The sequence below is a fragment of the Rhodococcus sp. WB1 genome, from assembly GCF_001700945.1.
GTDB classification, from domain to species: Bacteria; Actinomycetota; Actinomycetes; order Mycobacteriales; family Mycobacteriaceae; genus Rhodococcus; species Rhodococcus aetherivorans.
Genome location: NZ_CP015529.1, coordinates 1,999,734 through 2,026,321, shown reverse-complemented (window position 1 = coordinate 2,026,321; position 26,588 = coordinate 1,999,734). Strand labels below are relative to the sequence as shown.

The 26,588-nt window shown below is 70.7% G+C and carries 21 protein-coding genes and 1 other RNA gene; 8 read left to right on the top strand and 14 right to left on the bottom strand.

Annotated features, from left to right (window positions below):
- Window positions 1-74: 74 nt before the first annotated feature.
- Window positions 75-551 (bottom strand): RDD family protein, encoded by a 477-nt coding sequence (locus A4U64_RS09090; protein WP_065922482.1) that lies wholly within the window; start codon window positions 549-551, stop codon window positions 75-77.
- A 213-nt stretch (window positions 552-764) separates the two neighbouring features.
- On the opposite strand from A4U64_RS09090, the gene glnA reads away from it, so the two are divergent.
- The gene (glnA, locus tag A4U64_RS09085; protein WP_006947761.1) at window positions 765-2,201 is read left to right on the top strand and encodes a type I glutamate--ammonia ligase; all 1,437 of its coding nucleotides are present in this window, start codon (window positions 765-767) and stop codon (window positions 2,199-2,201) included.
- Between the two features lie 137 nt (window positions 2,202-2,338).
- Here glnA and A4U64_RS09080 read toward each other — a convergent pair whose 3' ends face one another.
- Together A4U64_RS09080 and A4U64_RS09075 are read right to left on the bottom strand one after the other, a co-directional pair.
- Complete coding sequence (locus A4U64_RS09080; RefSeq protein WP_065922481.1) at window positions 2,339-3,499, bottom strand: hypothetical protein; 1,161 nt, start codon at window positions 3,497-3,499, stop codon at window positions 2,339-2,341.
- Window positions 3,500-3,511: 12 nt separating this feature from the next.
- Window positions 3,512-4,438 carry a metal-dependent hydrolase gene (locus tag A4U64_RS09075; RefSeq protein ID WP_065922480.1) on the bottom strand — a complete coding sequence of 309 codons (927 nt, stop codon included), beginning with the start codon at window positions 4,436-4,438 and terminating at the stop codon, window positions 3,512-3,514.
- 246 nt (window positions 4,439-4,684) lie between these two features.
- Between A4U64_RS09075 and A4U64_RS09070 the strand changes: the two genes are divergently transcribed.
- Window positions 4,685-5,335 (top strand): TetR/AcrR family transcriptional regulator, encoded by a 651-nt coding sequence (locus A4U64_RS09070; protein ID WP_065922479.1) that lies wholly within the window; start codon window positions 4,685-4,687, stop codon window positions 5,333-5,335.
- Window positions 5,336-5,447: 112 nt separating this feature from the next.
- Here A4U64_RS09070 and A4U64_RS09065 read toward each other — a convergent pair whose 3' ends face one another.
- Entirely contained in the window at window positions 5,448-6,989 is a 1,542-nt protein-coding gene (locus tag A4U64_RS09065; protein ID WP_006947747.1) for an amino acid permease, read from the bottom strand.
- A 217-nt stretch (window positions 6,990-7,206) separates the two neighbouring features.
- Between A4U64_RS09065 and A4U64_RS09060 the strand changes: the two genes are divergently transcribed.
- Window positions 7,207-7,716, top strand: coding sequence for an Lrp/AsnC family transcriptional regulator (locus tag A4U64_RS09060; protein WP_006947744.1), 510 nt, complete (start codon window positions 7,207-7,209; stop codon window positions 7,714-7,716).
- An 83-nt stretch (window positions 7,717-7,799) separates the two neighbouring features.
- Here the strand turns inward: A4U64_RS09060 and A4U64_RS09055 are convergent, their stop codons facing one another.
- Together A4U64_RS09055 and A4U64_RS09050 are read right to left on the bottom strand one after the other, a co-directional pair.
- A complete protein-coding gene (locus A4U64_RS09055; RefSeq protein WP_029544260.1) occupies window positions 7,800-8,891 on the bottom strand; it encodes a Glu/Leu/Phe/Val family dehydrogenase in 1,092 nt (363 codons plus the stop codon).
- Between the two features lie 55 nt (window positions 8,892-8,946).
- A complete protein-coding gene (locus A4U64_RS09050; protein WP_065922478.1) occupies window positions 8,947-12,408 on the bottom strand; it encodes an indolepyruvate ferredoxin oxidoreductase family protein in 3,462 nt (1,153 codons plus the stop codon).
- A gap of 690 nt (window positions 12,409-13,098) precedes the next feature.
- Here A4U64_RS09050 and A4U64_RS09045 point away from each other — a divergent pair.
- The gene (locus A4U64_RS09045; RefSeq protein ID WP_065922477.1) at window positions 13,099-13,419 is read left to right on the top strand and encodes a PASTA domain-containing protein; all 321 of its coding nucleotides are present in this window, start codon (window positions 13,099-13,101) and stop codon (window positions 13,417-13,419) included.
- Window positions 13,420-13,629: 210 nt separating this feature from the next.
- Here the strand turns inward: A4U64_RS09045 and thiM are convergent, their stop codons facing one another.
- The 4 genes from thiM to A4U64_RS09025 form a co-directional block, all read right to left on the bottom strand.
- Entirely contained in the window at window positions 13,630-14,478 is an 849-nt protein-coding gene (gene thiM / locus A4U64_RS09040; RefSeq protein ID WP_065923446.1) for a hydroxyethylthiazole kinase, read from the bottom strand.
- A gap of 38 nt (window positions 14,479-14,516) precedes the next feature.
- Window positions 14,517-17,528 (bottom strand): bifunctional [glutamine synthetase] adenylyltransferase/[glutamine synthetase]-adenylyl-L-tyrosine phosphorylase, encoded by a 3,012-nt coding sequence (locus A4U64_RS09035; protein ID WP_065922476.1) that lies wholly within the window; start codon window positions 17,526-17,528, stop codon window positions 14,517-14,519.
- Window positions 17,529-17,648: 120 nt separating this feature from the next.
- Window positions 17,649-18,986: a glutamine synthetase family protein gene (locus A4U64_RS09030; protein ID WP_029544266.1), complete on the bottom strand. Its 1,338-nt coding sequence runs from the start codon at window positions 18,984-18,986 to the stop codon at window positions 17,649-17,651.
- 84 nt (window positions 18,987-19,070) lie between these two features.
- A complete protein-coding gene (locus A4U64_RS09025) occupies window positions 19,071-20,615 on the bottom strand; it encodes an alpha/beta hydrolase (RefSeq protein WP_065922475.1) in 1,545 nt (514 codons plus the stop codon).
- A gap of 192 nt (window positions 20,616-20,807) precedes the next feature.
- Between A4U64_RS09025 and panB the strand changes: the two genes are divergently transcribed.
- The 3 genes from panB to pip all read left to right on the top strand — a co-directional run bounded on the left by panB (window position 20,808) and on the right by pip (window position 23,149).
- Complete coding sequence (gene panB / locus A4U64_RS09020) at window positions 20,808-21,656, top strand: 3-methyl-2-oxobutanoate hydroxymethyltransferase (RefSeq protein ID WP_006947723.1); 849 nt, start codon at window positions 20,808-20,810, stop codon at window positions 21,654-21,656.
- 93 nt (window positions 21,657-21,749) lie between these two features.
- Window positions 21,750-22,190, top strand: coding sequence for a hypothetical protein (locus tag A4U64_RS09015; RefSeq protein WP_006947721.1), 441 nt, complete (start codon window positions 21,750-21,752; stop codon window positions 22,188-22,190).
- Window positions 22,190-23,149, top strand: a complete 960-nt coding sequence (pip, locus tag A4U64_RS09010; RefSeq protein WP_065922474.1) for a prolyl aminopeptidase — start codon at window positions 22,190-22,192, stop codon at window positions 23,147-23,149. The genes A4U64_RS09015 and pip overlap by 1 nt, the downstream gene beginning before the upstream one ends.
- 3 nt (window positions 23,150-23,152) lie before the next feature.
- On the opposite strand, the gene A4U64_RS09005 is transcribed toward pip, so the two are convergent.
- The 4 genes from A4U64_RS09005 to rnpB form a co-directional block, all read right to left on the bottom strand.
- Entirely contained in the window at window positions 23,153-23,749 is a 597-nt protein-coding gene (locus A4U64_RS09005; protein WP_006947713.1) for a CHAP domain-containing protein, read from the bottom strand.
- A 27-nt stretch (window positions 23,750-23,776) separates the two neighbouring features.
- Window positions 23,777-25,186: an RNB domain-containing ribonuclease gene (locus A4U64_RS09000; RefSeq protein WP_065922473.1), complete on the bottom strand. Its 1,410-nt coding sequence runs from the start codon at window positions 25,184-25,186 to the stop codon at window positions 23,777-23,779.
- A 16-nt stretch (window positions 25,187-25,202) separates the two neighbouring features.
- On the bottom strand, window positions 25,203-25,382 hold the full coding sequence (locus A4U64_RS08995) for a hypothetical protein (protein WP_006947711.1): 180 nt from the start codon (window positions 25,380-25,382) through the stop codon (window positions 25,203-25,205).
- Between the two features lie 211 nt (window positions 25,383-25,593).
- An RNA gene (gene rnpB / locus A4U64_RS08990) (RNase P RNA component class A) lies at window positions 25,594-26,007 on the bottom strand.
- A gap of 56 nt (window positions 26,008-26,063) precedes the next feature.
- Here rnpB and A4U64_RS08985 point away from each other — a divergent pair.
- Complete coding sequence (locus A4U64_RS08985) at window positions 26,064-26,588, top strand: DUF1697 domain-containing protein (RefSeq protein WP_065922472.1); 525 nt, start codon at window positions 26,064-26,066, stop codon at window positions 26,586-26,588.

The window sequence follows — 26,588 nt, the reverse complement described above, 5'->3', positions numbered from 1 at the left end:
CCGCTCCGACGACGGGAGCCTGCACCCGGATCGACCCGGTGCAGGCTCCCGTTCCGCGTTTCGGGGAGGGTGCGTCAGCGGGACCGTACGAGGGCCGTGCCGGTCGCCCGGTCCTGCAGGCCGCGGCCGTCGACGTCGGTGACGATCGCCGGCGCGATGAACACGAGCAGCAGCTGCCGCGCCAGGGCGCGAACCGGCCCCACTCGTACGGGCGCGTCGACCCGGGCGACCTGGAGGCCGACCAGATACTGCCCCGGGGTGAACGAGAACAACGTCACCGTGAGCACCCCCACCACGAACCACACCAGCAGGGTGTAGGTGGACAGCTGAGGGTTCTCGAAGGGACGTTCGCCGACGATCGCGGTGGCGATACCGACGGAGGTGAACCAGTCGATCGCCAGAGCGCTCGCCCGCCGGCCGGGGCCCGCGAGCGCGCCCGGCCCCTCCTGGGGCAGGCCGAGCAACTGCCCGCGGTAGTCCTGGGCCTTTTCCTGCCCCTTGGGGATCGCCGCAGCGGGTCCGGAGAGCCAGCTGCCGGTCATACGTGCCATGCTGTCCAGGATAGGGTGCAACGAGCGGACCGGCCCGACCCCACGTGCACGCCGGTGACTTCTACCACAAAAGTAGTCCTCACGACACCGGAAGACGAGCTGTAACATCGGTGAAACATGGGATTGATGGTCGGGCAACACCAGCTCAATACGGTCTGTATCCGACGCAGACGCCCCATCCCCATGGCGCGCATTGACTGAAGGAGCACAAGCGTGGCGTTCACCTCGGCCGAAGAGGTCATCAAGTACATCGAGGACGAAAACGTCGAGTACGTCGATATCCGATTTAGCGACCTCCCCGGCGTTCAGCAGCACTTCTCGATTCCCGCGAGCGCGTTCACCAAGGACGTGTTCGAGGACGGCTTGGCGTTCGACGGCTCGTCCGTTCGCGGCTTCCAGTCCATCCACGAGTCGGACATGATGCTGCTGCCCGACGTCACCACCGCGCGCATCGATCCCTTCCGGGCCGCCAAGACGCTGAACATCAACTTCTTCGTCCACGACCCGTTCACTCGCGAGTCCTACAGCCGGGACCCGCGCAATGTCGCCCGCAAGGCCGAGGAATACCTCGTCAGCACCGGCATCGCCGACACCGCATTCTTCGGTGCCGAGGCCGAGTTCTACATCTTCGACTCGATCCGCTACGACTCGCAGATGAACGGCGCGTTCTACGAGATCGACTCGGTCTCCGGTTCGTGGAACACCGGCGTCGAGCTCAACGCCGACGGCAGCCCCAACCTCGGCTACAAGGTCCGCCCGAAGGGCGGCTACTTCCCCGTCGCACCGTACGACCACTACGTGGACCTGCGCGACGAGATCTCCACCAACCTGCAGAACGCCGGCTTCGAGCTCGAGCGCGGCCACCACGAGGTCGGCACCGCCGGTCAGGCCGAGATCAACTACAAGTTCAACACGCTGCTCGGTGCGGCCGACGATCTGCAGCTGTTCAAGTACATCGTCAAGAACACCGCCTGGAAGCACGGCAAGTCCGTGACCTTCATGCCGAAGCCGCTGTTCGGTGACAACGGTTCGGGCATGCACGTGCACCAGTCGCTGTGGAAGGAAGGCAAGCCGCTCTTCCACGACGAGTCCGGCTACGCGGGCCTGTCCGACCTGGCGCGCTGGTACATCGGCGGCATCCTGCACCACGCGCCGTCGCTGCTCGCGTTCACCAACCCGACGATCAACTCGTACCACCGTCTGGTGCCGGGCTACGAGGCTCCGATCAACCTGGTCTACAGCCAGCGCAACCGCTCCGCCGCCGTGCGCATCCCGATCACCGGCAACAACCCGAAGGCCAAGCGCCTCGAGTTCCGCGCCCCGGACTCCTCGGGCAACCCGTACCTCTCGTTCGCCGCGCAGATGCTCGCGGGTCTCGACGGCATCAAGAACAAGATCGAGCCGATGGCCCCGGTCGACAAGGACCTCTACGAGCTCCCGCCGGAGGAGGCCAAGAACATCCCGCAGGCTCCCACCAGCCTCGAATCGGTCATCGACAACCTCGAGCGCGACCACGAGTACCTGACCGAGGGCGGCGTGTTCACCAGCGACCTGATCGAGACCTGGATCTCGATCAAGCGGGAGCAGGAGATCGCTCCGGTCAACCTGCGGCCGCACCCCTACGAGTTCCAGCTGTACTACGACTGCTGAGCCGGTTCCGCACGTAGTTCGTCACGAGTCCACCCGCCTTGCGATTCCGCAAGGCGGGTGGACTCGTGTGTGCGGCCTCGTCGGCCGGAGGGCGCAACTCCCCCACCGCCGGCCGCCCTCGGTGTGCGCCGAATCTGCTATCCGGCGTGCGTCGCGTCCCGCTCGTGCGCGGGCGATGTGTCGCCCGGTTCACCCCCTCCGCGGTGTGCGGTGAACGTGGCGGCGACGCACAGCAGTGCGACGACGAAACACGCCAGCGTGTACCACAGGTTTCCCACCGGATCTCCGGTGCTCGTCACGCCGTCGACGGCACGGAGGAAGTCGGGCAACGCGGCCGCCCAGAGGAACGCCATGACGCACAGGTACACCACGCTGTAGGCCTGGACGAAGCGGTTCGTGTAGGGAGGAACGTCCGGCTCGCCCCGCCACAGCCGCACCCATCGGCGCACGAGCACCACGCTCGCGACGAGTGTGACGACGACCAGTTCCACCGCGTACAGCACTCCCCGGACCGTCGTGCTTCCCATGCCCAGGACCGTCGCCGGGAGCGGGAGGACGAACGTGCCCAACGACGCCAGCAGGCCGATCACGACCGTGCGCCACACCAGCTCGAGACCGGAGAAGTGCCGGCCGCGGTCGACGTGGCGACCGACGAAGAACTGCACGCACAACGCGAGTGACATCGGCCAGAGCGCGGCGAACACCACCACACTCGGGAGCGGGACCGCATCGAACATGGGCTGGTTGACCGGATTCGTCACCGACCAGTGCCACCATCGCAACTGCGGTCCGAGGTGGTCGAAGATCTCGTAGAACGCGTGGTGAACGAAGCCCACGCAGACCGCACCGACGAGAACCCCGTAGCGCCGGAAAACGCCCAGCATTCTGACGATCTCGAAGGCCAGCGTGGCCATCAGCGGGTAGATCGCGACGATGTACAGCGGGAGCCGGCCCCACAGGAACTCCACCGTGAACACGTTGTGGGCGAACATCGTGTCCACGTACTCCTCGATGCCGAAGGCGGCGGGGAAGTACAGCGGTGGCTCGATGAGGAACAGGTAGGCGGTGGCGCCGAACCAGAGCACCAGGTTGGTGGGATCGCCGTGACGACGCAGGCGCACGACGGCGAGCACGAGCGCGAGCACGGCACCGAACACGACGGTGACCTCGAGAACCGGAAGGGTCCAGTTCTCCAGGGCCGACGGGTTGCGGACCTCGACGAGGCCACCGGCCTCCTCGCACGAGAAGCCCAGGGACGTGGCGAGTTCGGCGAAGGTGGGTGCGCACAGGTCGGTCATCGCTCCGGCCCCCTACGATGCGACCGCGTCGGCGGTGTACCAGCGCGTGACGTCGTAGCCGTCCTCATAGCGCCGGAACCACACGTCCGCGAGTGCCGGCAGCTTCTCGTGGGCCGGGTTGTGCTTCGGCAACTGGCTCCGGACGACTCCCGCCAGGGCGACGAGTTGCTCACCGAGCGGCAGATCGTCGAACGCGCGCGGCAGGGGGCCGTGGTCCTCCGCGTGCAGCAGCGGCAACCACGTGCGCAGGCGCTGCTTGCGCCGGTAGGACGCGAACATCGACAGAGCGTCGATCCTCCGGTCCGCCAAGGGAACATGCTCGTTGAAGCCCTCGCAGGCCAGCCGGATGACCTTCAGCACATGACGGAAGACCGAGGGGGCCACGCGCATCCGGTAGATGTCGGAGCCGACGACGGAGTCGAAGACGACGAGCGCCGAACTCCGGTGTTCGACCTCCTCGACGAAGTGCCAGATGAACAGCGACGCCACCCGGTCGTCTCCGGGCCGGAACAGGGCCGCCTCGTTGTCGAGCATCAGCTTGAACACCGGAGTGAAGGTCGCTTCGAGATCCGCGGTGTAGGCGAGCCGGTAGTTCAGCGAGGTCTCCGCGGTGAGCCGGTCGAACTCTCCGATGACGTCGTCGAGAGTCTCCCGGAGCCCCGGGTACCGCTTGATCAGGGCCTTGACGTGTTGGCGGTGCGCGGTCGAGTGCTGCCCCTCCTGACGCATGAACGCGTCCGCCTCCGCGGCGACCTCGGGGTCGGTGATCAGCGGCTTGGTCTGGAGAATCATCTTCACGATCATCTTCTCGAAGCCGATCGCCAGGAACGAGACCGCGTTGGCCATGCTCGAGAAGGCCGGATTCGCGTCGTTCCACAGGAAGGGCACGTCGTAGTCCTCGAACGCGAAGTTCATCTTTCGGATCTGCAGATCGGTCACGCGCTACCCCTCGTCGTCCGGAAATGGGCTGGGCCGGGGCCCCGCAGAGGCCCCGCGCCGCGGTGCCGTGATCATACATAGATCGACCCTAACGTATGATGAGAACGTGTTATCGAGACCGTGGACGGCCCCGCGGGCGGCGGGCCACCCCGTGCTACCGTCGGTCGTTCGAGCGGACGGCCGACAGGCCCCACCATGCGGAGGGCCCGTCGTTCCGGATGCGGTGCGATCCGAGGAAGCGGAGCAGTGGCACGGAGACGCGGGTGGGGCGGCAGCCCCCCGGAGAACGACGACGAAGCGTCCCGCCGGATCGTCTCCGCTGCAGTCGATCTGATCGGGCGTACGGGTTCCGTCATCAGCATCGCCGATGTCGCGGAGTCGCTGGGCGTCATCCGCCAGACGGTGTACCGCTACTTCCCCAGCGCGGATGCACTGATGCGGGCCGCGGCGATCGCATCGGTCGACGGATTCCTCGCTCGACTGACCCGGCACATCCGCGGCATCGAGGATCCCGTCGACGCGATGACCGAAGGCGTGGTCTACACCCTGGCCGAGGTACGCCGGACGCCACATCTGGGCATCCTGCTCACGGGCACGTACTCGAACGTCCATCCCGACGGCCTCACCTCCGAAGAGGCACGCGAGTTCGGGATGACGATGATCAAGCGTTTCGACGTCGACTGGGAGCGCTACGGGTACGACGACGCGGCACTCCACGAACTCGTCGAATACGTGCTGCGCACGATGCAGTCGTTCCTCGTCTCCCCCGGCAACCCCCCACGGAGCGACGACGAGCTGCGGCGCTATCTCCGACGCTGGATGGGCGCCGCGATCCTCGCCCAGCGCCCGACCGCGGCACGCGCCTCCTCCGGCGGCGTCCGAGACGACAGCGCGTGACGGGAACCGGCCCGGACCGGCGATCCCGGGTGCGCCCGCCGGTGCCGATCGCCCGCCGTCGCACGGCCGCGGCCCCGGAGCGGTCGCTCCGGGGCCGCGGCCGATCGCCGCGCTACACCGGCTCGGGCTCGCGGACGACCTGCGGCGTCTCCGCCCGCTCGGCCGCCTCGGCCCGCAGCCGCTGCCCGAGCACCGACTTGCGCCGACCGTAGACGAAGTAGATCACCACGCCCAGGGCCATCCAGGCCACGAACCGCATCCACGTCTCGACGGACAGGTTGAGCATCAGCCAGCCGCACGCGAGGACCGCGAGGATCGGCACCAGCGGCACGAGCGGCACCCGGAACCCGCGCGGCAGGTCGGGGCGGGTCCGGCGGAGCACCATCACGCCGATGCACACCAGCACGAAGGCGAACAGCGTGCCGATGTTGACCATCTCCTCGAGCACACCCATCGGGAACACCGCGGCGAGGACGGCGACGATGCCGCCGACCAGCAGGGTGATGCGTACCGGGGTGCCCTTGCGGCCCGTCGTGGCCAGCTGCCGCGGCATCAGCCCGTCCCGGGACATCGCGAACAGCACGCGGGTCTGGCCGAGCATCATCACCATCACGACCGTGGTGAGGCCGGCGAGGCCGCCGACGTTGATCGCCATCTGCGCCCACGTGATGCCGTGCGCCTCGAACGCGGTGGCCAGCGTGGCGCTGCCGTCGCCGACGAGCGCGCTGCCCGTCCGCAGGTCGGTGTACTTCACCATGCCGGTCAGCACCAGCGTGACGCCCACGTAGAGGACCGTGACGATGGCGAGCGAGGCGAAGATGCCGCGCGGCAGCGCCTTCTGCGGGTTCTTCGTCTCCTCCGCGGTGGTGGCGACCACGTCGAATCCGATGAATGCGAAGAACACCAGGCTCGCGGCGGCGAGCAGGCCGTACCACCCGTAGCTGCTGCCGTCGGCTCCGGTGAGCGCCGAGAACAGCGACTGGTGCACGCCGCTCGCGGTGCTCTGCGCCCCCTCGGCCGGCGGGATGTAGGGCGAGTAGTTGCTCTTGTCGATGTAGAAGACGCCGACCACGATGACCAGCAGGACGACCGCAACCTTGATGGCGGTGACGACGGCCGACACCCGCGAGGACACCTTGGTGCCGACGACGAGCACGACCGTGATCGCGCCGACGATGAGCAGCGCCCCCCAGTCGACCGCAAGCGGCCCGAGATGCATCGTGGTGTGCCCGCTGCCGCCGAGCATGCCGCCGAGGTACAGCGACCAGCCCTTGGCGACGACGGCGGAGGCGAGCGCGAACTCGAGGATCAGGTCCCAGCCGATGATCCAGGCGACGAACTCACCGAAGGTGGCGTACGAGAAGGTGTAGGCGCTGCCGGCGACGGGGACGGTCGACGCGAATTCGGCGTAGCACAGGGCAGCGAGACCACACGTGATCGCGGCGAGCACGAATGCCAGCGAGATCGACGGGCCGGCGACGTTGCCCGCGGTGCGTGCGGTGAGGGTGAAGATGCCGGCGCCGATCACCACGGCGACGCCGAACACGGTCAGGTCTTTGGCGGTCAGCTCTCTTCGCAGCCGCGAACAGGGTTCGTCGGTGTCCGCGATCGACTGTTCGACGGATTTGGTGCGCCAGATGCCGACTCCGGGCATGATGTGCTCCTCGGGATGGGATTGTGGGCCCGCCGGACCTCGTGGGCGACCGGGGGCGTGACACTCGCAGGCGACGCATTGTGGTGCCGCAGAGCGGGATTGCGTGAGCAATTCAGTGCAGCAATCATGGCACTGTCACAATTCGTGTCAATATCTTCCGCACCAGCTATTCACAATGCTCAAATGTGATGCGCATCACAACGGAAAGGGTGTCACCGTGCTCAGTTTCGATCGGCTCGACGCGGCTCTTCTCGCCGAGCTCACCCACAACCCGCGGGCCGGCATCGTCGATCTGGCAGCGAAGCTCGGCGTCGCGCGCAACACCGTCCAGTCGCGGATCCGGAAGCTCGAGGAGTCCGGCGCCGTGACGGGATACCGGCCGGTGGTGGATCTGCCGAAGCTCGGCCTGCCGCTGCAGGCGTTCATCGGCGCAGAACTGGTGCAGGCCCGGATGGGTCACGTCATCGCGGAGCTCGAGCGGTTCCCCGAGGTGCTCGAGGTGCACGCGACGACGGGCCGGGAGGACCTGCTGATCCGGATGGCGGCGCAGTCGCAGGAGGATCTGCTCCTGCAGCTCGAACGAATCCATGCGATCGAGGGCGTCGCGCACACCACGACCACGCTGGCGCTGACGACGCCGGTGCCGTACCGGACGCAGCCCCTGCTCGAACACCTCACCCGCGACTCCGGGCACGGGCGCTCCGCGCCGGTGAGCGACCGGCACTGAGGGACCGGCGTTGAGGGACATCGGTCTCCGGGTACGCGAGAAGGGGGAGGCACCGCGGTGCCTCCCCCTCGCCGTACCGCCCGTCAGGCGGCGTCGATACGCCGCTCGGCGACCCGGTTCGCGGCCGCGCCGGGCCCGATGTCCAGGGTCCGCGACATCTCGAAGATCTCGGCCGTGCGGTCGAAGATCGCGTCCACCCGGGACCGGACGACGGTCGGGTCGGATCCGTCGACCTCCCCCGCGACCTGGATCAGGCCGCCGGCGTTGGCGACGTAGTCCGGCACCCACGTGATGCCGCGGTCGCGCAGGATGTCCTCGACCTCCGGGCGGGCCAGCTGGTTGTTCGCCGCACCGCACACCAGACGCGCACCGAGCACCCCGGCGGTCGACGGGGTCAGCGTTCCCCCCAGGGCACACGGTGCGTACACATCCAGCGGCGCCGCGACGACGCCGTCGGCGACCCGTGCCGCCGGGAACTCGGCGGCCACCCGGGCGAGAGCCACCGGGTTCACATCCGAGACCACCACGTCGGCGCCGTCCGCGGTGAGCAGCCCCACCAGTTCGTAGCCCACCTTCCCGAGCCCCTCGACACCCACGGTGCGGCCGGCGAGAGTCGTTGTTCCCCAGACATGCTCGGCTCCGGCGCGCATCGCCTGGAACACGCCGAGCGCGGTGAGCGGCGAGCTGTCCCCGGATCCGCCGGCCGCGGGAGTGCGTCCCACCGCGTGCGAGGTCTGGCGGCCGATCACGTCCAGGTCGCCGGCGTGGGTACCGACGTCGGCGGCGGTGATGTAGCGGCCACCGAGGGACTCGACGAACCGTCCGTACGCGGCGAGCAGCGCCTCGCTCTTGTCCGTGGCGGGGTCACCGAGGATGACGGCCTTGCCGCCGCCGAGGTTCACGCCCGCGACCGCGGCCTTGTAGGTCATGCCCCACGACAGCCGCAGCACGTCCTCGAGCGCCCGGGCCTCGTCGGCGTACGGGTAGAAGCGGGTGCCGCCGAGCGCGGGCCCGAGCGCGGTGGAGTGGATCGCGACGATCGCGCGCAAGCCGGTCGCAGCGTCCTGACAGAAGACGACCTGCTCGTGTGGGCGGTCGGACAGGCACCGGGATCGGCCGAAGACACCGGCGGGGGCGTCGGAGGTGGCCGAACGGGCGAGGGTCGAGGTGGTCACGTGATGGGTTCCTTTCCGGAAGAATGTATTCGGGATGTCGAGAATCGGTGGCGGCTCAGAAGTCGATCTCGACGCCGAGCTCGGCGAGCCGCGCGCGGTACTGCTCGACGGAGCGCAGCTTGACGTCCTCATAGCCGCGGACCGTGTCCGGCAGAGCCGCGACCTGCACCGCGCGGTCGTAGGTGGCGGCATCGAGGTCGGCGGCGAGGCGATCGACCGTGGCCGTGTAGTGCGCGAGCAGGGCGCGCTCGACCTTCCGGACGTGCGCGTAACCGAACGGATCGAGGCGGGTGCCGCGCAGGCGCCTGCCCTTGGCCAGGATCCGCAGCGCCGCGTGCGACTTCGGTCCGAACCCGATCTTCTTGGTGCGGCCGAGCGCCCGCAGGACCGGCGGGTGCAGCCGGTAGGTCAGCTGCTCACCGCCGGGCACCTGAGCGCGTACCTCGTCGAGGAACGTGGGGTCGACGAGCAGTCGCGCGACCTCGTACTCGTCCTTGTAGGCGGTGAACTTGAACAGCCCGCGCGCGACGGCCTCGCTGAGGTCGGTGCGGTCGGTGACACGGCGTTCGGCCGCCCACACGGACTGCACCCGGTCGATGTAGCGGGCGGCGAGGCGTTCGCCCTGGAAGTCGATGAGCGCGGCGGCACGCACCCGCACGAGCCGCAGCACCTCGCCGTCGAGGGTGGTGTCCGCGAACAGGGCGTCCGGGGCGACGGTGACCTTCGGCTGCGGGCGGGCCGGTTCGGTTGCGGCCGCGAACGCGCCGGGGTCGGCGATCGCCACGCGGCCCCACCGGAACGCCGCGATGTTCGCCGCCACCGCGACACCGTTGATCTCGATCGCCTCCTCGACGGACTCGGCGGGGATCTGCAGGCCGCCGAGTTGATGGGCGGCGCCGACGATCAGGAAGTTCGCGGCGGCGGTGTCGCCGAACAGTGCCTGTGCGGCGGCGAGAGCGTCGAACGAGGCCGACCGGCGGGTCGCCGCGTCCAGCCGGGACAGCAGCTCCTGTTCGTCGGGGTGGCGGATCGACCTGTCGTACACCATGTCCCCGGTGGGGGTGCGGCTCGTCGAGGCCACCGCGACGGTCGTGGCAGGATCGGCGTAGGCGAGGTTCTTCGCATCCGCCGCGGTGAGCAGGTCCAGCGCCAGCAGGCACGACGCCCCGCCGGTGGTCACCCGGTTGCCGGGTTCGAGACCGTCGGCGGCGAACCGTAGGTGCGAGACCACCGGGCCGGCCTTCTGGCTCATACCGATCTGGTCCAGGGATTCGACGTCGAAGCCGGCGCGCAGCGCGGCGGTCGCGAGCACCTGGTTGACGGTGACGATGCCGGTGCCACCGATGCCGGCGAGGAAGATGTTGCGGGTGCCCACCGCGGAGCCGGGATCGGGGTCGGGCACGGCCGGGGGCACCGGGACGGTGCGGCGCTGCGGCGTGCGTCCGGGCGCGACCTCGACCGTCACGAACGACGGGCACTCCCCGTCGAGGCAGGAGTAGTCGGTGTTGCACGACGTCTGGTCGATGCGAGTCTTGGACCCGAACTCGGTGTCGACCGGCTGCACCGACAGGCAGTTGCTCTTGACGCCGCAGTCGCCGCAGCCCTCGCACACCGCCTCGTTGATCACCACGCGCGTGGTGCGGGCGGGCAGGGTGCCGCGCTTGCGCTGCCGCCGCGCATCGGCCGCGCAGTGCTGGTCGTAGATGAGCACGGTGACGCCCGGGACCTCGCGCAGCAGCCGCTGCGCCTCGTCGAGCCGGTCGCGGTGCCAGACCGTCACGCCGCGGGCGAGGGAGCGCTTGCGGTGCCGCTTCGGTTCGTCGGAGCAGACGATGATCCGCCGCACCCCCTCGGTGGTGAGCTTGTGGGTGAGCGCGGGAATCGTCAACGCGCCCTCGGCGTCCTGCGCCCCGGTCATCGCGACGACGTCGTTGTAGAGCAGCTTGAAGGTGATGTTCACCCCGGCCGCGACGCACGCCTGCACGGCGAGCTGGCCGGAATGGAAATACGTTCCGTCGCCGAGGTTCTGGAACATGTGCGGGATGTCGGTGAACGGTGCCTGGCCGATCCACTGCGCGCCCTCGCCGCCCATCTGGGTCAGCCCGGTGACGGCGCTGTCGGCGCGGCCGGACATCGTGACGAGCGCGTGGCAGCCGATGCCGCCGCCGCCGATCGAGCCCTCCGGCAGGGCGGTGGAGCGGTTGTGCGGGCAGCCGCTGCAGAAGTACGGGGTGCGCTTGGCCGACAGCACCTCCAGGGGCAGCGACGGGAGCGGCGCGGGTCCGAGGTCCACGTGGCCGCGCAGTACCCGGCGCAGCGGCCCGCGGATCCGGCCGGCGGTCAGTTCGCCGTCGACGGGCATCAGCGGGCGGCCGTCGGCGTCCTTCTTGCCGACGATGCGCGGCGGGGCGTCGGTGCCGTAGAGGATCTCGCGGATCTGGGTTTCGACGAACGCGGTCTTGTCCTCGACGACGACGAGTTGGTCGAGGCCGGAAGCGAATTCGCGGACCAGGTCGGGGCCGATCGGGTACGGCATGCCGATGCGCAGCAGCCGGATCCCGGCGCGATGCAGGTCGGCGTCGGTCACCCCGAGGTCGAGCAGCGCCTGCCGCAGCGCGTCGAACGTGGTGCCGGTGGCGGCCAGCCCGATCCGGGCGTGCGGGGGGTCGACCTCCACGACGTCCAGCCCGTTGGCCTTCCCGTAGGCGTGGACCATCGCCCAGCGCGGCCCGTACAGGTCGGCCTCGGCGATCACGCTGTCGCTCGGCGCAGCCATCGGACGCTGACGGTAGACGAACGGCTTTCCCTCCCAATCGATCTCGGGAACCGTGATGCGCAGGTCCGCGACCGAGCCGTCGACGGACCACGCGCCGTCGGCGACGTCCGCGACGATCTTGAGCGCGACGAGGCAGCCCGAGGCGCGCGACAGCGCGACCCCGTGCAGGCCCATCGAGACGATCTCGGCGGCGTTGCGGGGGAAGAGCACCGGGATGCCGAGGGCCGCGAGGGACCGTTCGCTCACCGCGGGCACGGTCGACGACTTCGATGCCGGGTCGTCGCCGACCATCAGCAGCACGCCGCCGTTCGGGTCGACGCCGTACATGTTGGCGTGCCGCAGCGCGTCGGTGGCCCGGTCCAGACCGGGGCCCTTGCCGTACCAGACACCGACGACAGCATCGTGGGTGGGCGTGCCCGCCCCGAGCCGGCCCTGACTCCCCCACACGGACGTCGCGGCGAGTTCCTCGTTGAAGCCGGGCACGAAGGTGATGTCGTGCTCGGCGAGAACCTTCGGCATGCCGTGCAGCAGCTTGTCGAGGCCGCCGAGGGGGCTGCCGGGGTACCCGGAGACGAACGTGGCCACGCGACGTCCGTCGCGGATGTCGCGCACGTGCTGCTCGACGAGCTGCCGGGCGATCGCCTGGACGCCGGTGAGCAGCACCGTGCCCGAGCCGGAGCGGTACCGGTCGTCCAGGTCGTAGGGAAGACGCTCGATTTCGCGGACCGCGGTCTCGGTCATCGCACACCACCGTTCCTTTGCTGCGACATGTGTTGTGCAGCGTCGCTCAAGTCACATCAACTGGTGCAGCAATGATCGACATAGCTGATTGATTTCGTCAACACACAAGTTTTCAGCGAATCATAATGCTCAAATGTGACCCGCGACACACTCGACAAATGGTCACCGTGATCAGCGGGCGGGTGTCGCACCACCGGCGACGCGGACCCGGCCGGCTCGATGCGCCGTAGCGGACCGGCCCGTCCGCCCTCGCTCCGGGGTCCGACACCGGCTTCGTGCGCGGTTCCGTTCGATGGGCAGATCGGGGCCGTGGACACCGATGCCGGGGGCACCGATGCCGGGGGCACCGATGCCGAGGGCACGGCCACCGAAGCCGTTCCGCCGAGGCTGCCAGTTCTGCCGGATTTGTCAGGAGCCGGGAGTACCCTGAAGTGGCGCCGGCCGGTTCCGGGCCGGAGCGCCTGGGGAACTGCCGATGAAAGCTTGCGTACCCCGCCATGCCGGGGCACTGTCGTCCACGGCCGGACCGTCGTCCGTGCCGCGGGGCCGCGCGCCGCCGCCCGGTCCCGTCCTCCCGACCGCGCCGATAGACCACATCTGACGGACCCCGCTCACCGGCATGCCCGGGCGGAACGGGTGTCCCCCACCGGATTCACTCCATCGCGACATCGTTCCCGAAAGGACGTTGTCATGCGCACCACCCTCCCGACCGCCCTGTGCGCGGCCGCCGCCACCCTCCTTCTCGGATCCGGCATCGCCGCAGCGCAACCCGCGCCCGATGTCGTCGGCCTCAGCGAACAACAGGCGATCGCCCTCCTGGACGCGGAAGGCATCCCGTACCGGATCACCAACCGCGCCGGCAATCTGTCCGGCGAGTGCCGCGTCACCGAACAACGGGATCGCGGCTATCGCACCGAAGTCGACTACGTGTACGACCACGACGACGACGAGTTCGATCGTGTCGAACGGCAGGTGTGGTTGGGCGTCGGCCTCGTCGTAGTCTGCCGCTGACCTCTCGCTTCGCGAACCACCGTGCGCCCCTCGCGACCCGGGGGGATGCACGGCGGTGCCGCATGCGCCCAACCGATCCGGCGGAATCGCCTCGCCGAACGCGTTCTCCCGCACCCTCACCGGGCACGCATCGAGCGCCTTGCCCGAATTATCCAGTCCCGCAGGGGAATCACCCCCTGGTGGCACCCGACGTCCGGGGGCGATCGGCCCTCACGCCTGCGCCGGGATGTCCAACGGCTCGACGCGGGCACGGAGCCGGAGGACGTCCGCGTTCACCGAGTACAGGGCGTCGAGGAACGCGACGGCGAAGGAGCCCGGGCCCGTGGCGTTCCCGTCGGCGATCTCCGCGGCCACCGCGACGTGGGCGTGCGCGGCGGCGAGTCCGATCAGCGCCGTGGGGGCGACGGCGAGGTATGCCGCAGCGAGGGCACCGAGCGCGCAGCCGGTGGAGGTCACGCGCGGGAGCAGGGCACTGCCGCCACCGATGCGCAGGCCGGTCGTCGCACCGGCGGCGTCGCGGCCGACGAGGTGGTCCACGGGACCGGAGGCGGACACCGCGTCGGCGTGGGCCAGCAGCGCCAGCGCGGCCCGCACCGCGGCGGCGGGGTCGTCGGAGCTGTCGACGCCGCGGGTGTCGCCACCCAGACCGGCCAGCGCGATGACCTCGGAGGCGTTGCCGCGGATCGCCGTCGGACGGAACGGGAGCAGATCCGCGGCCAGGCCGGTGCGCCACGGGAGGCCCCCCACGCCGACGGGATCGAGCACCCACGGGGTGCCCGCGTCACGGGCGGCCTCGGCGGCCAGGGTGAACGCCGCCGCCGTCCCGTCGTCGGGGGTGCCGAGGTTGATCAGCACGCCCCCGGCGATGCGGGCGAATCCGGCGGCCTCGTGGACGTTGTCGATGTGGGCGTTGCTCGCGCCGGCGGCGAGCAGGACGTTGGTCAGGAAGTTGGCGGAGACGACGTTGGTGAGCGACTGCACCAGCGGCACCCGGGCGCGGAGAGCGTCGAGGGCGGCGGCGAGATCGTCGACGGTCGGGGGAATCGGGGCAGTGGTCACGATGAAGTCCTGAGCTGGTTCCACGGGAGGTCGGGGCCTCACGTCCCGAACACCCGCTCCACGACCCCCCGGGCACGTCGAGTGACCCGCAGATAGTGGTCGAGGAACTCGGAGGCGTCACCACCCGACCAGCCGGCGACCTGGGCGACCGCCGACAGCAGCTTGCCCGGGCCCGGCAGCTGGTCGGTTCGCTTGCCGCGCACCAGCACGAGCGCGTTGCGGGCGCGGGTGGCGGTGAGCCACGCGTCGCGCAGCAGTGCGACGTCCGCGCTGCTGAGCAGTTCTGCGGCGCCGATCGCATCGAGCGTCTCGAGCGTCGAGGTGTTGTGCAGCGACTCGATGTGGTGCGCGTGCTGCAGCTGCAGCAGCTGCACGGTCCACTCGATGTCGGCCAGGCCACCGCGGCCCAGCTTGGTGTGGGTGGCGGGGTCGGCACCGCGCGGCAACCGCTCCGAGTCGACCCGGGCCTTGATCCGCCGGATCTCGCGCACCGCGTCGTCCGACACGCCGCCGGCCGGGTACCGGGTGGCGTCGATCATGTGCAGGAACTGCAGTCCGAGCTCCGCGTCGCCGGCGACGGCGTCGGCCCGCAGCAGCGCCTGCACCTCCCAGGTCTGCGCCCACTGGGCGTAGTACGCCTGATAGGACGCGAGGGTGCGCACCATGGGTCCGCTGCGCCCCTCGGGGCGCAGGCCGGTGTCGACCTCGAGCGGCGGATCCGTGCTCGGCGCGCCGAGCAGGGTGCGCACCCGCTCGGCGACCTGGTTCGCCCACTTCACCGCGGCGGTTTCGTCCGCCCCGGGGTTCGGCTCGCAGACGAACAGCACGTCGGCGTCGGACCCGTAGCCCAGTTCGCCACCGCCCAGACGCCCCATGCCGATCACCGCGAGCCGCGCCGGCGCCGGCCCGTCCTCCTGCTCGGACGCCTTGATCACCGCGGCCAGGGCAGCCTCGAGCACCGCCGCCCACACCGCGGACAGTGCGCGGCACACCTGCGGTACGTCCAGCATCCCGAGGATGTCGGCGCTCGCGACGCGGGCGAGTTCGGCCCGGCGCAGCGACCGGGCCGCGTTGATCGCCTTGTCGGGGGCGTCGTAGCGGGCCGAGGAGGTGACGATGGCCTTGGCGACCTCGTCGGGCCGCGGTTCGAGGAGCCGGGGCCCGCCGGCGCCGTCGGCGTAGAGCCGGATGACGTCCGGGGCCCGCAACAACAGGTTGGACACGTAGGCGGAGGACCCGAGCACGGTCATGAGCCGGTCCGCGACGGACGGCTCGTCGCGCAGCGTCCGCAGGAACCACACCCGGTCGACGAGCGCCTCGGACAGGCGGCGGTAGGCGAGCAGCCCGGCGTCGGGGTCGCTCGTCTCCCCCAGCGCCTCGAGCAGTTGCGGCAGCAGCAGCGCCTGGATGCGGGCCTTGCGGGAGGCACCGCCGGACAGTGCCGTCAGGTGGCCGAGCGCGTTCTCCGGTGCGCTGTAGCCGAGCGCGGCGAGCTGCCGGACCGCGGCGTCGGGCGACAGCCGCAGCGCCTCCTTGTCCACCCGGGCCACCGACTCGAGCAGAGGCCGGTAGAACAGCTTCGCGTGCAGCTTGCGCACCCGCGCCGAGTTGCGCTTGATCTCCGACTCGAGCACCCCGAGCGCGTCGTGCCGTCCGTCGGGGCGCATGTGCGCGGCGCGGGCGAGCCAGCGCATCGCCTCCCGGTCCTCCGGGGGCGGCAGCGTGTGGGTGCGTTTGAGCCGCTGCAGCTGCAGGCGGTGCTCGAGCAGCCGCAGGAACTCGTAGGAGGCCCGCAGGTTCGCGGCGTCGTCGCGCCCGACATAGCCCCCGTCGGCGAGGGCGGACAGCGCCTGCACGGTGTTCGGTACGCGCAGCGCCTCGTCGGCGCGGCCGTGCACCAGCTGCAGCAACTGCACCGCGAACTCCACGTCGCGCAGGCTGCCCCGGCCCAGCTTGAGTTCCCGCTCGCGCAGCTCGGCGGGCACGAGTTCCTCGACGCGCCGGCGCATCGCCTGCACCTCGGGCACGAACGCCTCCCGCTCGGAGGCCGTCCACACCATGGGGCTGAGCGCCTCGACGTAGCGGCGACCGAGGTCGAGGTCGCCGGTCATGGGCCGGGCCTTGAGCAGTGCCTGGAACTCCCACGTCTTGGCCCAGCGCTGGTAGTACGCGACGTGCGAGTCCAGGGTGCGGACCAGTGCGCCGCGCTTGCCCTCGGGACGCAGCGCGGCATCGACCTCGAAGAACGCCGAGGTGCCGATCCGCATCATCTCCCCGGCGATGCGGCCGGCGCGGGCGTCGGCCGGCTCGGCGACGAACACGACGTCGACGTCGCTGACGTAGTTGAGCTCGCGGGCCCCGCACTTGCCCATCGCGATGACGGCCAGGTCGACGGGGCAGGGACCGTCCGGGACGACGCTGGCGACGGCCACCGCCAGGGCCGCCGTCAGGGCCGCGTCGGCGAGGTCCGCGAGCCGCTGCCCCACCTCGAGGTACGGCAGGACCGGTTCGTTCTCGACGACGGCCGCGAGATCGGCGGCCGCGAGCAGCGCCAGCTGGTCGCGATAGCCGGTGCGCAGCGCAGCCACGGCCGCCGGACCGGTGATCGTCGCCCGGTAGATCAGACGGTTGTCTCCCGTCCCGGCCTCGGGTTCGGCCTCGACGTAGCCGAGCATCCGATCGGTGAGGGTCCGCCGGTCGGGCAGCTGCAGCATCCCGGCGAGGCCACGCCACCGATCCGGGTGGGCCACGATGTGGTCGCCCAGGGCGGACGACCCGCCGAACAGGCCGAACAACCGGCCGCGCAGCCCCTTGTCGGTGCGCAGCGCCGCGTCGAGTTCGGCCCAGCCGTCGCCGAGCGCGTCGTGCAGCCGGGCAAGGGTGCGCAGGGCGAGGTCCGCGTCGGGTGCGCGGGAGAGGGCCCACAGCAGTTCGGTGCTGTCGGTGTCGGTCCAGCCGAGCTGCCGGAGTTCGTCGGGGGCGGTCGGGGCGAGGAGGCCGAGCCGACCGGCGCTCGGTATCGCCGAACGCGCCGTCGGCGGTCTCACCATGCCGCCACCGTCGCTCCGGCGCGGGACACTACCGCCCGAGTGGGCACGGACCTCACCTCTTCGTCGTCGTCGACCGTCCGGTCCGCGGCGACGCCCTCGTGCGGCCGCGGCCGGCAGGGGTTACAAGCCCAGGTACTGATCCAGTTCGTACGGGGTGACCTGGCTGCGGTAGTTCTCCCACTCCGTCCACTTGTTGCGGAGGAAGAAGTTGAACACGTGCTCGCCGAGCGCCTCGGCCACCAGTTCCGACTTCTCCATCTCGCGCAGGGCGATGTCGAGGTCGGTCGGCAGCTCCCGGTACCCCATGGCGCGCCGCTCCGCGGAGGTCAGCGCCCACACGTCGTCCTCGGCCTCGGGGGCGAGCTCGTAGCCCTTCTCGATGCCGCGCAGGCCGGCGGCGAGGAGCACCGCGAACGTCAGGTACGGGTTGCAGGCCGAGTCGGGCGTGCGGATCTCCACCCGGCGCGAGGACGCCTTGCTCGGCGTGTACATCGGCACCCGCACCAGAGCGGAGCGGTTGGACGGGCCCCAGCAGGCCGCGGTGGGCGCCTCGCCGCCGTGCACGATGCGCTTGTAGGAGTTGACCCACTGGTTGGTCACGGCACTGATCTCGTTGGCGTGCTCGAGCACCCCGGCGATGAAGGCCTTGCCGGTGGCCGAGAGCTGCAGCGGATCGTCGGGATCGTGGAAGGCGTTGTTCTCCCCCTCGAACAGGCTCATGTGGGTGTGCATGGCCGACCCCGCGTGCTCGCGGAACGGCTTGGGCATGAACGTCGCGCGCACGCCCTCCGACATCGCGATCTCCTTGACCACGTAGCGGAAGGTCATCACGTTGTCGGCCATGGACAGCGCGTCGGCGTAGCGCAGGTCGATCTCCTGCTGACCAGGCGCGGTCTCGTGGTGGCTGAACTCGACGGAGATGCCCATCGACTCGAGCGCGTCGATGGCGTGGCGGCGGAAGTTCGGGGCCGAGCGGTGCACCGACTGGTCGAAGTAGCCGCCGTCGTCGGCCGGCACGGGCGGCGCGCCCGGTTCACCGTTCTCGACGAGGAAGAACTCGATCTCGGGGTGCACATAGCAGCTGAAGCCGAGGTCGGATGCCTTGTTGAGCTGGCGGCGCAGCACGTGCCGCGGATCGGCCCAGCTGGGGGTGCCGTCGGGCATCGTGATGTCGCAGAACATGCGGGCCGAGTACTGCTGACCCTTGCTGTCGGCCCACGGCAGCACCTGGAAGGTCGAGGCGTCCGGCCGGGCGACCATGTCGGCCTCGGAGATGCGGGAGAATCCCTCGATGGCCGAGCCGTCGAACCCGATGCCCTCCTCGAAGGCTCCTTCGAGTTCGGCCGGGGCGATCGCCACGGACTTGAGCGTTCCGACCACGTCGGTGAACCACAAGCGCACGAACCGAATGTCGCGCTCTTCGAGGGTGCGGAGCACGAACTCCTTCTGGCGATCCATACGGCCGAGACTAGGCACAGTGCGTTAAATCCGTGTTACATCCGCGGGTTGTGGCCCCGGCGTGTCGCTCACATCGTCGCGCCGTCAGCACCGCGGGTCCGCCGCCGGCGCCTGCCCGGTCACGAAATACCTGATCACCGGGTCGTCGACGCAGGCCTCGCCGTCGAGCACGACGGTGTGCTGGGTACCCGTGAAGGTGACGAGTGCGCCGCCGAGTTGCCGCGCGAGGTCCACCCCCGCCTGGTACGGCGTTGCGGGATCCTCGGTGGTGGAGACGACGAGCACGGTCGGCAGGCCCGGCACGTCCGGGGTGTGCGGCTCACCGGTGTGCGGCACCGGCCAGAAGGCGCACAGATCCCGCGGCGCGGCGCCGCTCGCGCGGCCGTCGTCGAGGAACGGCGCGGCCTGCCGGTACAGCCGGTCGGCCTCGGCCGCGACGGCCGCGTCCGTCACCGGCGGGTCGTCCACGCACCGGATCGCGTTGAAGGCGTCGGTGGAGTTGGTGTAGGTGCCGTCGTCGCCGCGTCCCTCGTACAGGTCGGCGAGCAGCAGCAACGTGTCGCCCCGGCCCTCGGTCAGCGCCGCGAGCCCCGCCCGCAGCGAGCCCCACAGCCGCGGCGAGTACAGACCCTGCTGCACCCCCGTGATCGCGTCCCGGTGGCTCAGGCCGCGCGGATCCGTGGTCTCCGCGGGCGCCGCGATCAGCGGGTCCACCAGGGCCCGGAACCGGCCCACCGCCGCGGCCGGGTCGGTGCCGAGGGCACAGTCGTCGTGGCGGGCGCAGTCCGCCGCAAACGCGTCGAACGCCGTCTGGAATCCGGCCGCCTGCAGCAGGACCTCGTCGAGGGGGTCCTGCTCGGGGTCGAGCGCACCGTCGAGCACCATCGTCCGCACCCGGTCGGGGAAGGTCTCCGCATAGAGCGTGCCGATCCGGGTGCCGTACGAGAACCCGAGGTAGTTCAGTTTCTCGTCGCCGAGGACGGAGCGGAGCACGTCGATGTCGCGCACGACCTCGCGGGTGCCCACGTGGGCGAGCAGGCCGGTCCCGGCGCGCTGCGCGCAGGCGTCGGCATAGTCGCGGTGCCGCTGTTCCGTCCGCGCGATGCCCTCGGGGCTCATGTCGCCGTCGTCGGACGCGCGGTCGGCGTCCGCCTCGGCGTCGGTGCGGCAGCGCACTGCGGGCTCGGAGGCCCCGACGCCGCGGGGATCGAATCCGATCATGTCGAAGCGGTCGGTCAACTCGGTGCCGTCGGCAACGGTGGCGAGCCCGATCCCGGCCGCACCCGGCCCGCCGGGATTGACGAGCAGCGAGCCGATCCGCTGCCCGGACGCGGGCGAGCGGGAGATCGCCACCGTGATCGTCTCCCCGTTCGGGTCGTCGTAGTCCAGCGGCACCGTGATCCGCGCGCACTGCACGCCGCGGGGCAGTTGCTCGGCGTCGGGGCCGTAGTCCCGGCAGGACCCCCACTGCACCTGCTGCGCGTAGAACTGCTCGAGGCCGGCCGGGGCGCCGATCGGCGACGTCCGCGGCGGCGCGGTCTCGGTCGTGGTGCTGCAGCCGGCGGCGAGCAGCACCGCGGCGGTCAGCGCGACGGCGCGCGCCGGGACGCGGAGAGAAGGGGACGACACCCAGCGATGGTGCCACGGGGCAGCATCCGCGCCGACGCGGCCGGTTCGGGTCCGGTCCGCCGCCGCATCCGGCGGATGTGACCAATCGCACCGCCGGCGCCGCTACTGCCCGAATGGAGCCGGTGGCAGACTGAGACCGTCATCACCCAACCCGGGGACCCGCACGGGCCTCGAGGCAGAAAGGGACCTCTGATGTCCGAATCCACCGCTGCCCTCTACGGCGGCTCCGCCCCGTCCGCCGCCCCTCGGCGCAAGACGCGGGTCCATCACCTGCAGGCCATGAAGGCCGAGGGTCGTCGCTGGGCCGAACTGACGGCGTACGACTACTCGAGCGCCCGCATCTTCGAGGAAGCCGGCATCCCGGTGCTGCTCGTGGGCGACTCCGCCGCCAACGTCGTCTACGGCTACGACACCACCGTGCCGGTCACGGTCGACGAAATGCTCCCCCTGGTGCGCGGCGTGGTGCGCGGCGCGCCGCACGCCCTGGTGATCGCCGACCTGCCGTTCGGCACCTACGAGGCGTCGCCCGAGCAGGCTCTCGCCACCGCCATCCGCTTCATGAAGGAGGGCGGCGCCCACGCCGTCAAGCTCGAGGGCGGCGAGCGGGTCGCCGCGCAGATCGCCGCGATCGCCGCCGCCGGCATCCCCGTCCAGGCCCACGTCGGGTTCACCCCGCAGTCGGTCAACAGCCTCGGCGGATTCCGCGTGCAGGGCCGCGGCGACGGCGCCGAACAGCTCATCGCCGACGCCATCGCCGTGCAGGAGGCCGGCGCCTTCTCCGTGGTCATGGAGATGGTGCCCGCCGACATCGCCGGCCAGGTCACCCGCAAGCTGACCATCCCCACGGTCGGGATCGGTGCCGGCAACGAGTGTGACGCCCAGGTCCTCGTGTGGCAGGACATGGCCGGCTACACCAGCGGCAAGACCGCGAAGTTCGTCAAGAAGTTCGGCAGCGTGGGCGACGAGCTGCGCCGCGCCGCGGCCGAATATGCTGCAGAGGTGGCGGCCGGGACGTTCCCCGGTCCCGAGCATTCCTTCTGATCCGGCAGGACGAGGGGAACCTGCGGCCGGTCCGGCCGGAGGTTCCGCTCACCCGTAGGCCCGGGCCTTACCGACCCGCGAGGTGCACCCCACATGATTCGTCCCCGTCGCACACTGCTCGCCGTTGCCGTCGCCGGTGCGACGATCGCCGCCCTGGGCGGGTGCGCGTCCGGCGGTCAGCCCGCCCCCACCGGCTCGACCACCGCGTCGACGCAGCCGACGACCGGCACCGGCGCGGCGGCCGAGCCGAGCGCGCTGCCCGGTGGGGTCACCGAGGCCCAGGCCGCCGAGCTGTGCTCGCAGATGGAGGCCCAGCTGCAGAGCTGGCGGACCTACACCCCGTCCATGAGCAAGCCCGGCTTGAACCTGCTGGTCGGCGAGTGGGCGGCCCGCAACGGGATCGACATGCTGGCGCTCGCCCAGGACCGTGACCGTGTCGACACGATCGCCTCGGCCCAGTGTCCGGAGGTGCGCAGCCAGGCGCTCGAGGCCCTGCAGATCCCGACCCTCGCCTCCGCGCTGGTCGGCTTCTGATGCCGTTGCGGCGGCCGTACCCGCCGATCGAGCCGTACGAGCAGGGCCTGCTCGACGTCGGCGACGGCCAGCGCATCTACTGGGAGGTCAGCGGGAATCCCGCCGGCAAGCCGGTGGTGTTCCTGCACGGCGGTCCGGGCGGCGGCACCATGCCCGCCCACCGGCAGTTCTTCGATCCGGAGGCGTACCGGATCGTGCTGTTCGATCAGCGCGGCTGCGGTCGGTCGGTGCCGCACGTCGCCGAGGGCGCGGATCTGTCCGCCAACACCACCGAGTATCTGCTCACCGACATCGAGACCCTGCGGCGACGTCTGGGGATCGGCCGCTGGCAGGTGTTCGGCGGCTCGTGGGGGTCGACGCTGGCCCTGGCCTATGCGCAGCGCCACCCGCACCGGGTCACCGAGCTGGTGCTGCGCGGCATCTTCCTGCTGCGCAGCAGCGAGATCGACTGGTATTACAACGGTGGCGCCGGACAACTGTTCCCCGAGCTGTGGGAGCGTTTCCTGGAGCCGCTGGCCGGGGCGCCGGACGGTGAGCATCCCGTCGACACGTACCACCGGCTGCTGCATTCGCCCGACCCCGACGTCGCGCTGCGGGCCGCCGTGGCGTGGTCGACGTGGGAGGGGGCGACCAGCGCCCTGCTGCCCACCCCGGAACGGGTCGTGGAGACGTCGGAACCGCGTTTCGCTCTGGCGTTCGCGCGCATCGAGAACCACTACTTCCGCAACCGTGGCTTCCTCGAGGAGGGGCAGCTGCTGCGCGACGCCGGACGGCTGCGCACCATCCCCGGCGTGATCGTGCAGGGTCGCTACGACGTGGTCTGCCCCGCGACGAGCGCGTGGGAACTGCACAAGGCGTGGTCCGGCTCGGAACTCGTCGTCGTCGACGACGCCGGGCACGCCGCGAACGAGCCCGGCATCACCCATCACCTGCTCGAGGCGACCGACCGCTTCCGCTGATCCTCACCCGAGGCGGCCGAACCCGACGACCGCCGAGTCGGACGTGACGTCGACGGTGTGGACGCGGATGCGGCCGAGTTCGTTGCCGCCGACCGTCGTCGCGGTGTCGCCGTCGACCGCGACGACGATGTTGGTGTGCTGGCCGACCCACAGCTCGTTCTCGTACAGCACCACGTCGCCCACCGCCGGCCGGTACCCGTCGCCGGCCGGTTCGAATCGTCCGACCGACTCGTAGTACTCCTGCAGGGTGTACACGCCGGGGATCCGCCAGTGCCCGGAATGCGGATTGGCCAGCGGCCGATCCGCTTCCCGCATGATCCAGCTGACGAAGTTCGCGCACCAGGGCTCCTCGGCGCCCTCGGAGTAGAACGTCCCGGGCCGCTGCGTCCGGTGTTCGTCCTCGAGCAACTCCACGATCCGCGCCTGCGGGAGCGTCAACGCCGACGTGTCCACGTCCGGGAAGTCGGCGGTGTCCCAGGGCAGATACCGGCTCGGTGCCACGCGGAACACCAGCACCGCCAGGACCACAAGCACCGTCGTGAGGACGGCGAGGCCGACGAGCAGGCCCCGCGGCCGGCGCGGCGGTCGGGACGCGTTCACGGCCGCCGCTCCCGCCCGGCAGCGACGTCACGCCGGGTACGCAAACCGCACCTTCCGGGCCCGCGGGTCGGCGTGCGTCAGCCGGATCCGGATCCGGCTGCCCTCCTTCGGCTCGCCGGCGCACGGGGCGATCACGGTGGCGTCGGGCACGAACACCTCGGCGTCCCGGCGGCCGTTCGCCGCACGCAGGACCGTCGCCTCGAACGACTCCCCCACGTGCGGGGCGAGGACCGTCGCCTCGGTGAGTTCGATGCACGCACGGGTCACCTTCCCGGCGAGCGCGTCGGAGCCGGACATCGTCTCGGGAAGCTCCGGGAGCACGGCGCGCACCGGGTCCGGCACGTCGGTGCCCGCGCAGAGCGCCAGGCACACCTCCGTCACGAACCGGTCGGCCAGCCGCCGCAGCGGCGCGGTGACGTGTGCGTACGGCGCACCGATCGCCCCGTGTCCCGGCTGCTCCGGAATCGCACCGTCGAACGCCACGTACGACGCGCCGCGCAGCAGCGCCGGGGCCTCGCTCATCAGCACCAGGGTGCCGGGCAGGTTCACGTCGAGGCCGGCCAGGAAGGTACCCACCGGCACCTGGTCCGGCCACGGCACTCCCAGGGCGGAGGCGGTGCGCCGCAGTTGCGCCACGGCCTCGGGAGCGGCCGGCGGCAGGGTCCGCAGCAGCCCGATCCGCGCGTCGAGCATCAGTCGCGCCGCACACATCCCGGTCAGCAGCGACACGTGGGAGTTCCAGTCGTCGACCTCGGTGCGCGGCTGGGTGGTCAGCCGCCAGCCGTTCCCGTCGGCGACCACGTCCTGCTCGGGCAGGCGCAGTTCGATCGCGCCGCGTGCGCGGGCCGCGGCCTCGCGGAGCCGGCCGAACTCGGATAGTGCCGCGATCGACGGGTGCACGACCCCGGCGTCGACGCCGGCCTGCACTCCGGCGTAATCGAACCGGGCGACGGACCGGACCAGTGCGCGCCGCACGCTCACGTCCACGGGCTCGGCGGCGTCGTCGAGAACGATGCGCCACAGCGCCGCCGGACGCACGCGGCCGGGGAGGAGGCTGGCCGAATCCTCGGACAACGGCCGGGGGTGCAGCGGGACCGACCCGTCGGGCAGATAGTAGGTCTGTCCGCGGCGCCGGCTCTCGCGGTCGAGCGCGCCGTCGGGTGCGACGACGGCCGCGACGTCGGCGATCGCGTAGTGCAGGACGAAGCCGTCGACGGTGCGCTCGAGGTGCAGCGCCTGGTCGAGATCCATCGAGCCCGGCGGATCGATGGTCACCAGGGGCAGATCCGTGCGGTCCACCCGCGCGGCGGACCAGCGGTCGACCGCGGCCTCGGCCTCGGCGACGGCGGCCAGGGGATAACTGTCGTCGAGCGCGAACTCGGCGCGGACGGCACCGAAGTCGATCGCGGGCGCGACGACGATGCGGGTGTTCGTCACCGTGCTGGGGAACCGCTCAGCGGTTCCACTCCTCGTCGGCCTCGTCCGCGGCCTTGTTGCGCTCGGCCGCGATCTCGAGTGCCCGTTCGGCGGTGGCGCGGTCCGGATACGGCCCCATGCGGTTCAGCGCACTGGGGTCCTTTCCCTGGCTGACCTTTCCGGTGTGGACGTCGTAGTACCAGCCCTCGTCGCTCATGACTCCCAGTCTGCCCCAACCGACGCCGAGTTTCGGGGTAACCCGCACGCGCGGCGCGGCTGGTACCGTCGGCCCCTGGTCCCCGCTCGACGACTCGAAAGGCACCGCATGTCGTACCTGCTCTACGACTTCCTGCTCCCCTACCTGGGGCACGAGGCCGCCTCCTACTGGGCGCACCTGCTGGTCGTCGCCCCGATCTGAGCCGGGTGGGCGGACGAGCCGGCCTGTAAGCCGGATCCTGTACCCCGCCGAGGCGGGGTGGCGACCATCCATCTGGGCACACCGTCGCCGGGTACCTCGAGCGGTTCACCCGCAGGCTCGGGCGAGCAGCCCTCGGACACCTGCGCAGCCGCACCGAACGAGTCGGTGCGGCCTTCAACCTTGCTCCGGGCGGGGTTTACCGAGCCGCCCCGGTCACCCGGGGCGCTGGTGCGCTCTTACCGCACCGTTTCACCCTTACCCACCCCGAGGGGTGGGCGGTCTGTTCTCTGTGGCACTGTCCCGCGAGTCACCTCGGGTTGCCGTTAGCAACCGCCCTGCTCTGTGGAGTCCGGACTTTCCTCGATCCAGGGCCTGGCACCGCCACGGTGCCGGTTCCCTGAGCCGCGGTCGCCCGGCCAACTCGTCCGCGTCGATCAGGGTACTGCCTCACCTGTCTCGAATGCGAACTACGGTACCGCCATGGCGAGATATGCGGCCCTGCTGCGGGGAATCAACGTCGGTGGCATCACCATCGCGATGGCGGATCTGAAGGACGTGTTCGCCGGGCTCGGTTTCGGCAACGTCCGCACCGTGCTCGCTTCGGGCAACGTGGTGTTCGATGCCGACACCGCCGACACCGCCGAAGCGAAGGCCCGGATCGAGGCGGCCCTGCGTGATCGATTCGGGTACGAGGCGTTCGTGTTCGTCCACGATCAGGCGGCCGTCGCGGCGATCGTCGACGCCTACCCGTTCGAGGAGCGTGACGGCCGGCACGCGTACGCGGTGTTCGTCGCCGATCCCGCGGTTCTGGACGAACTGGCGGCGACGGCGGAGGGTCTCGACCCGGCGGTCGAACGCGTCGCCCGGGGCAACGGCGTCCTCTACTGGGACGTCGAGCGCGGGCAGACGGTCAAGAGCGCCTTCGGCCGGAACACCGGCAATCCGCGCTACAAGGCGGTGACCACGACGCGGAACCTGCGCACGCTCCGAAAACTCCAGGTGTGA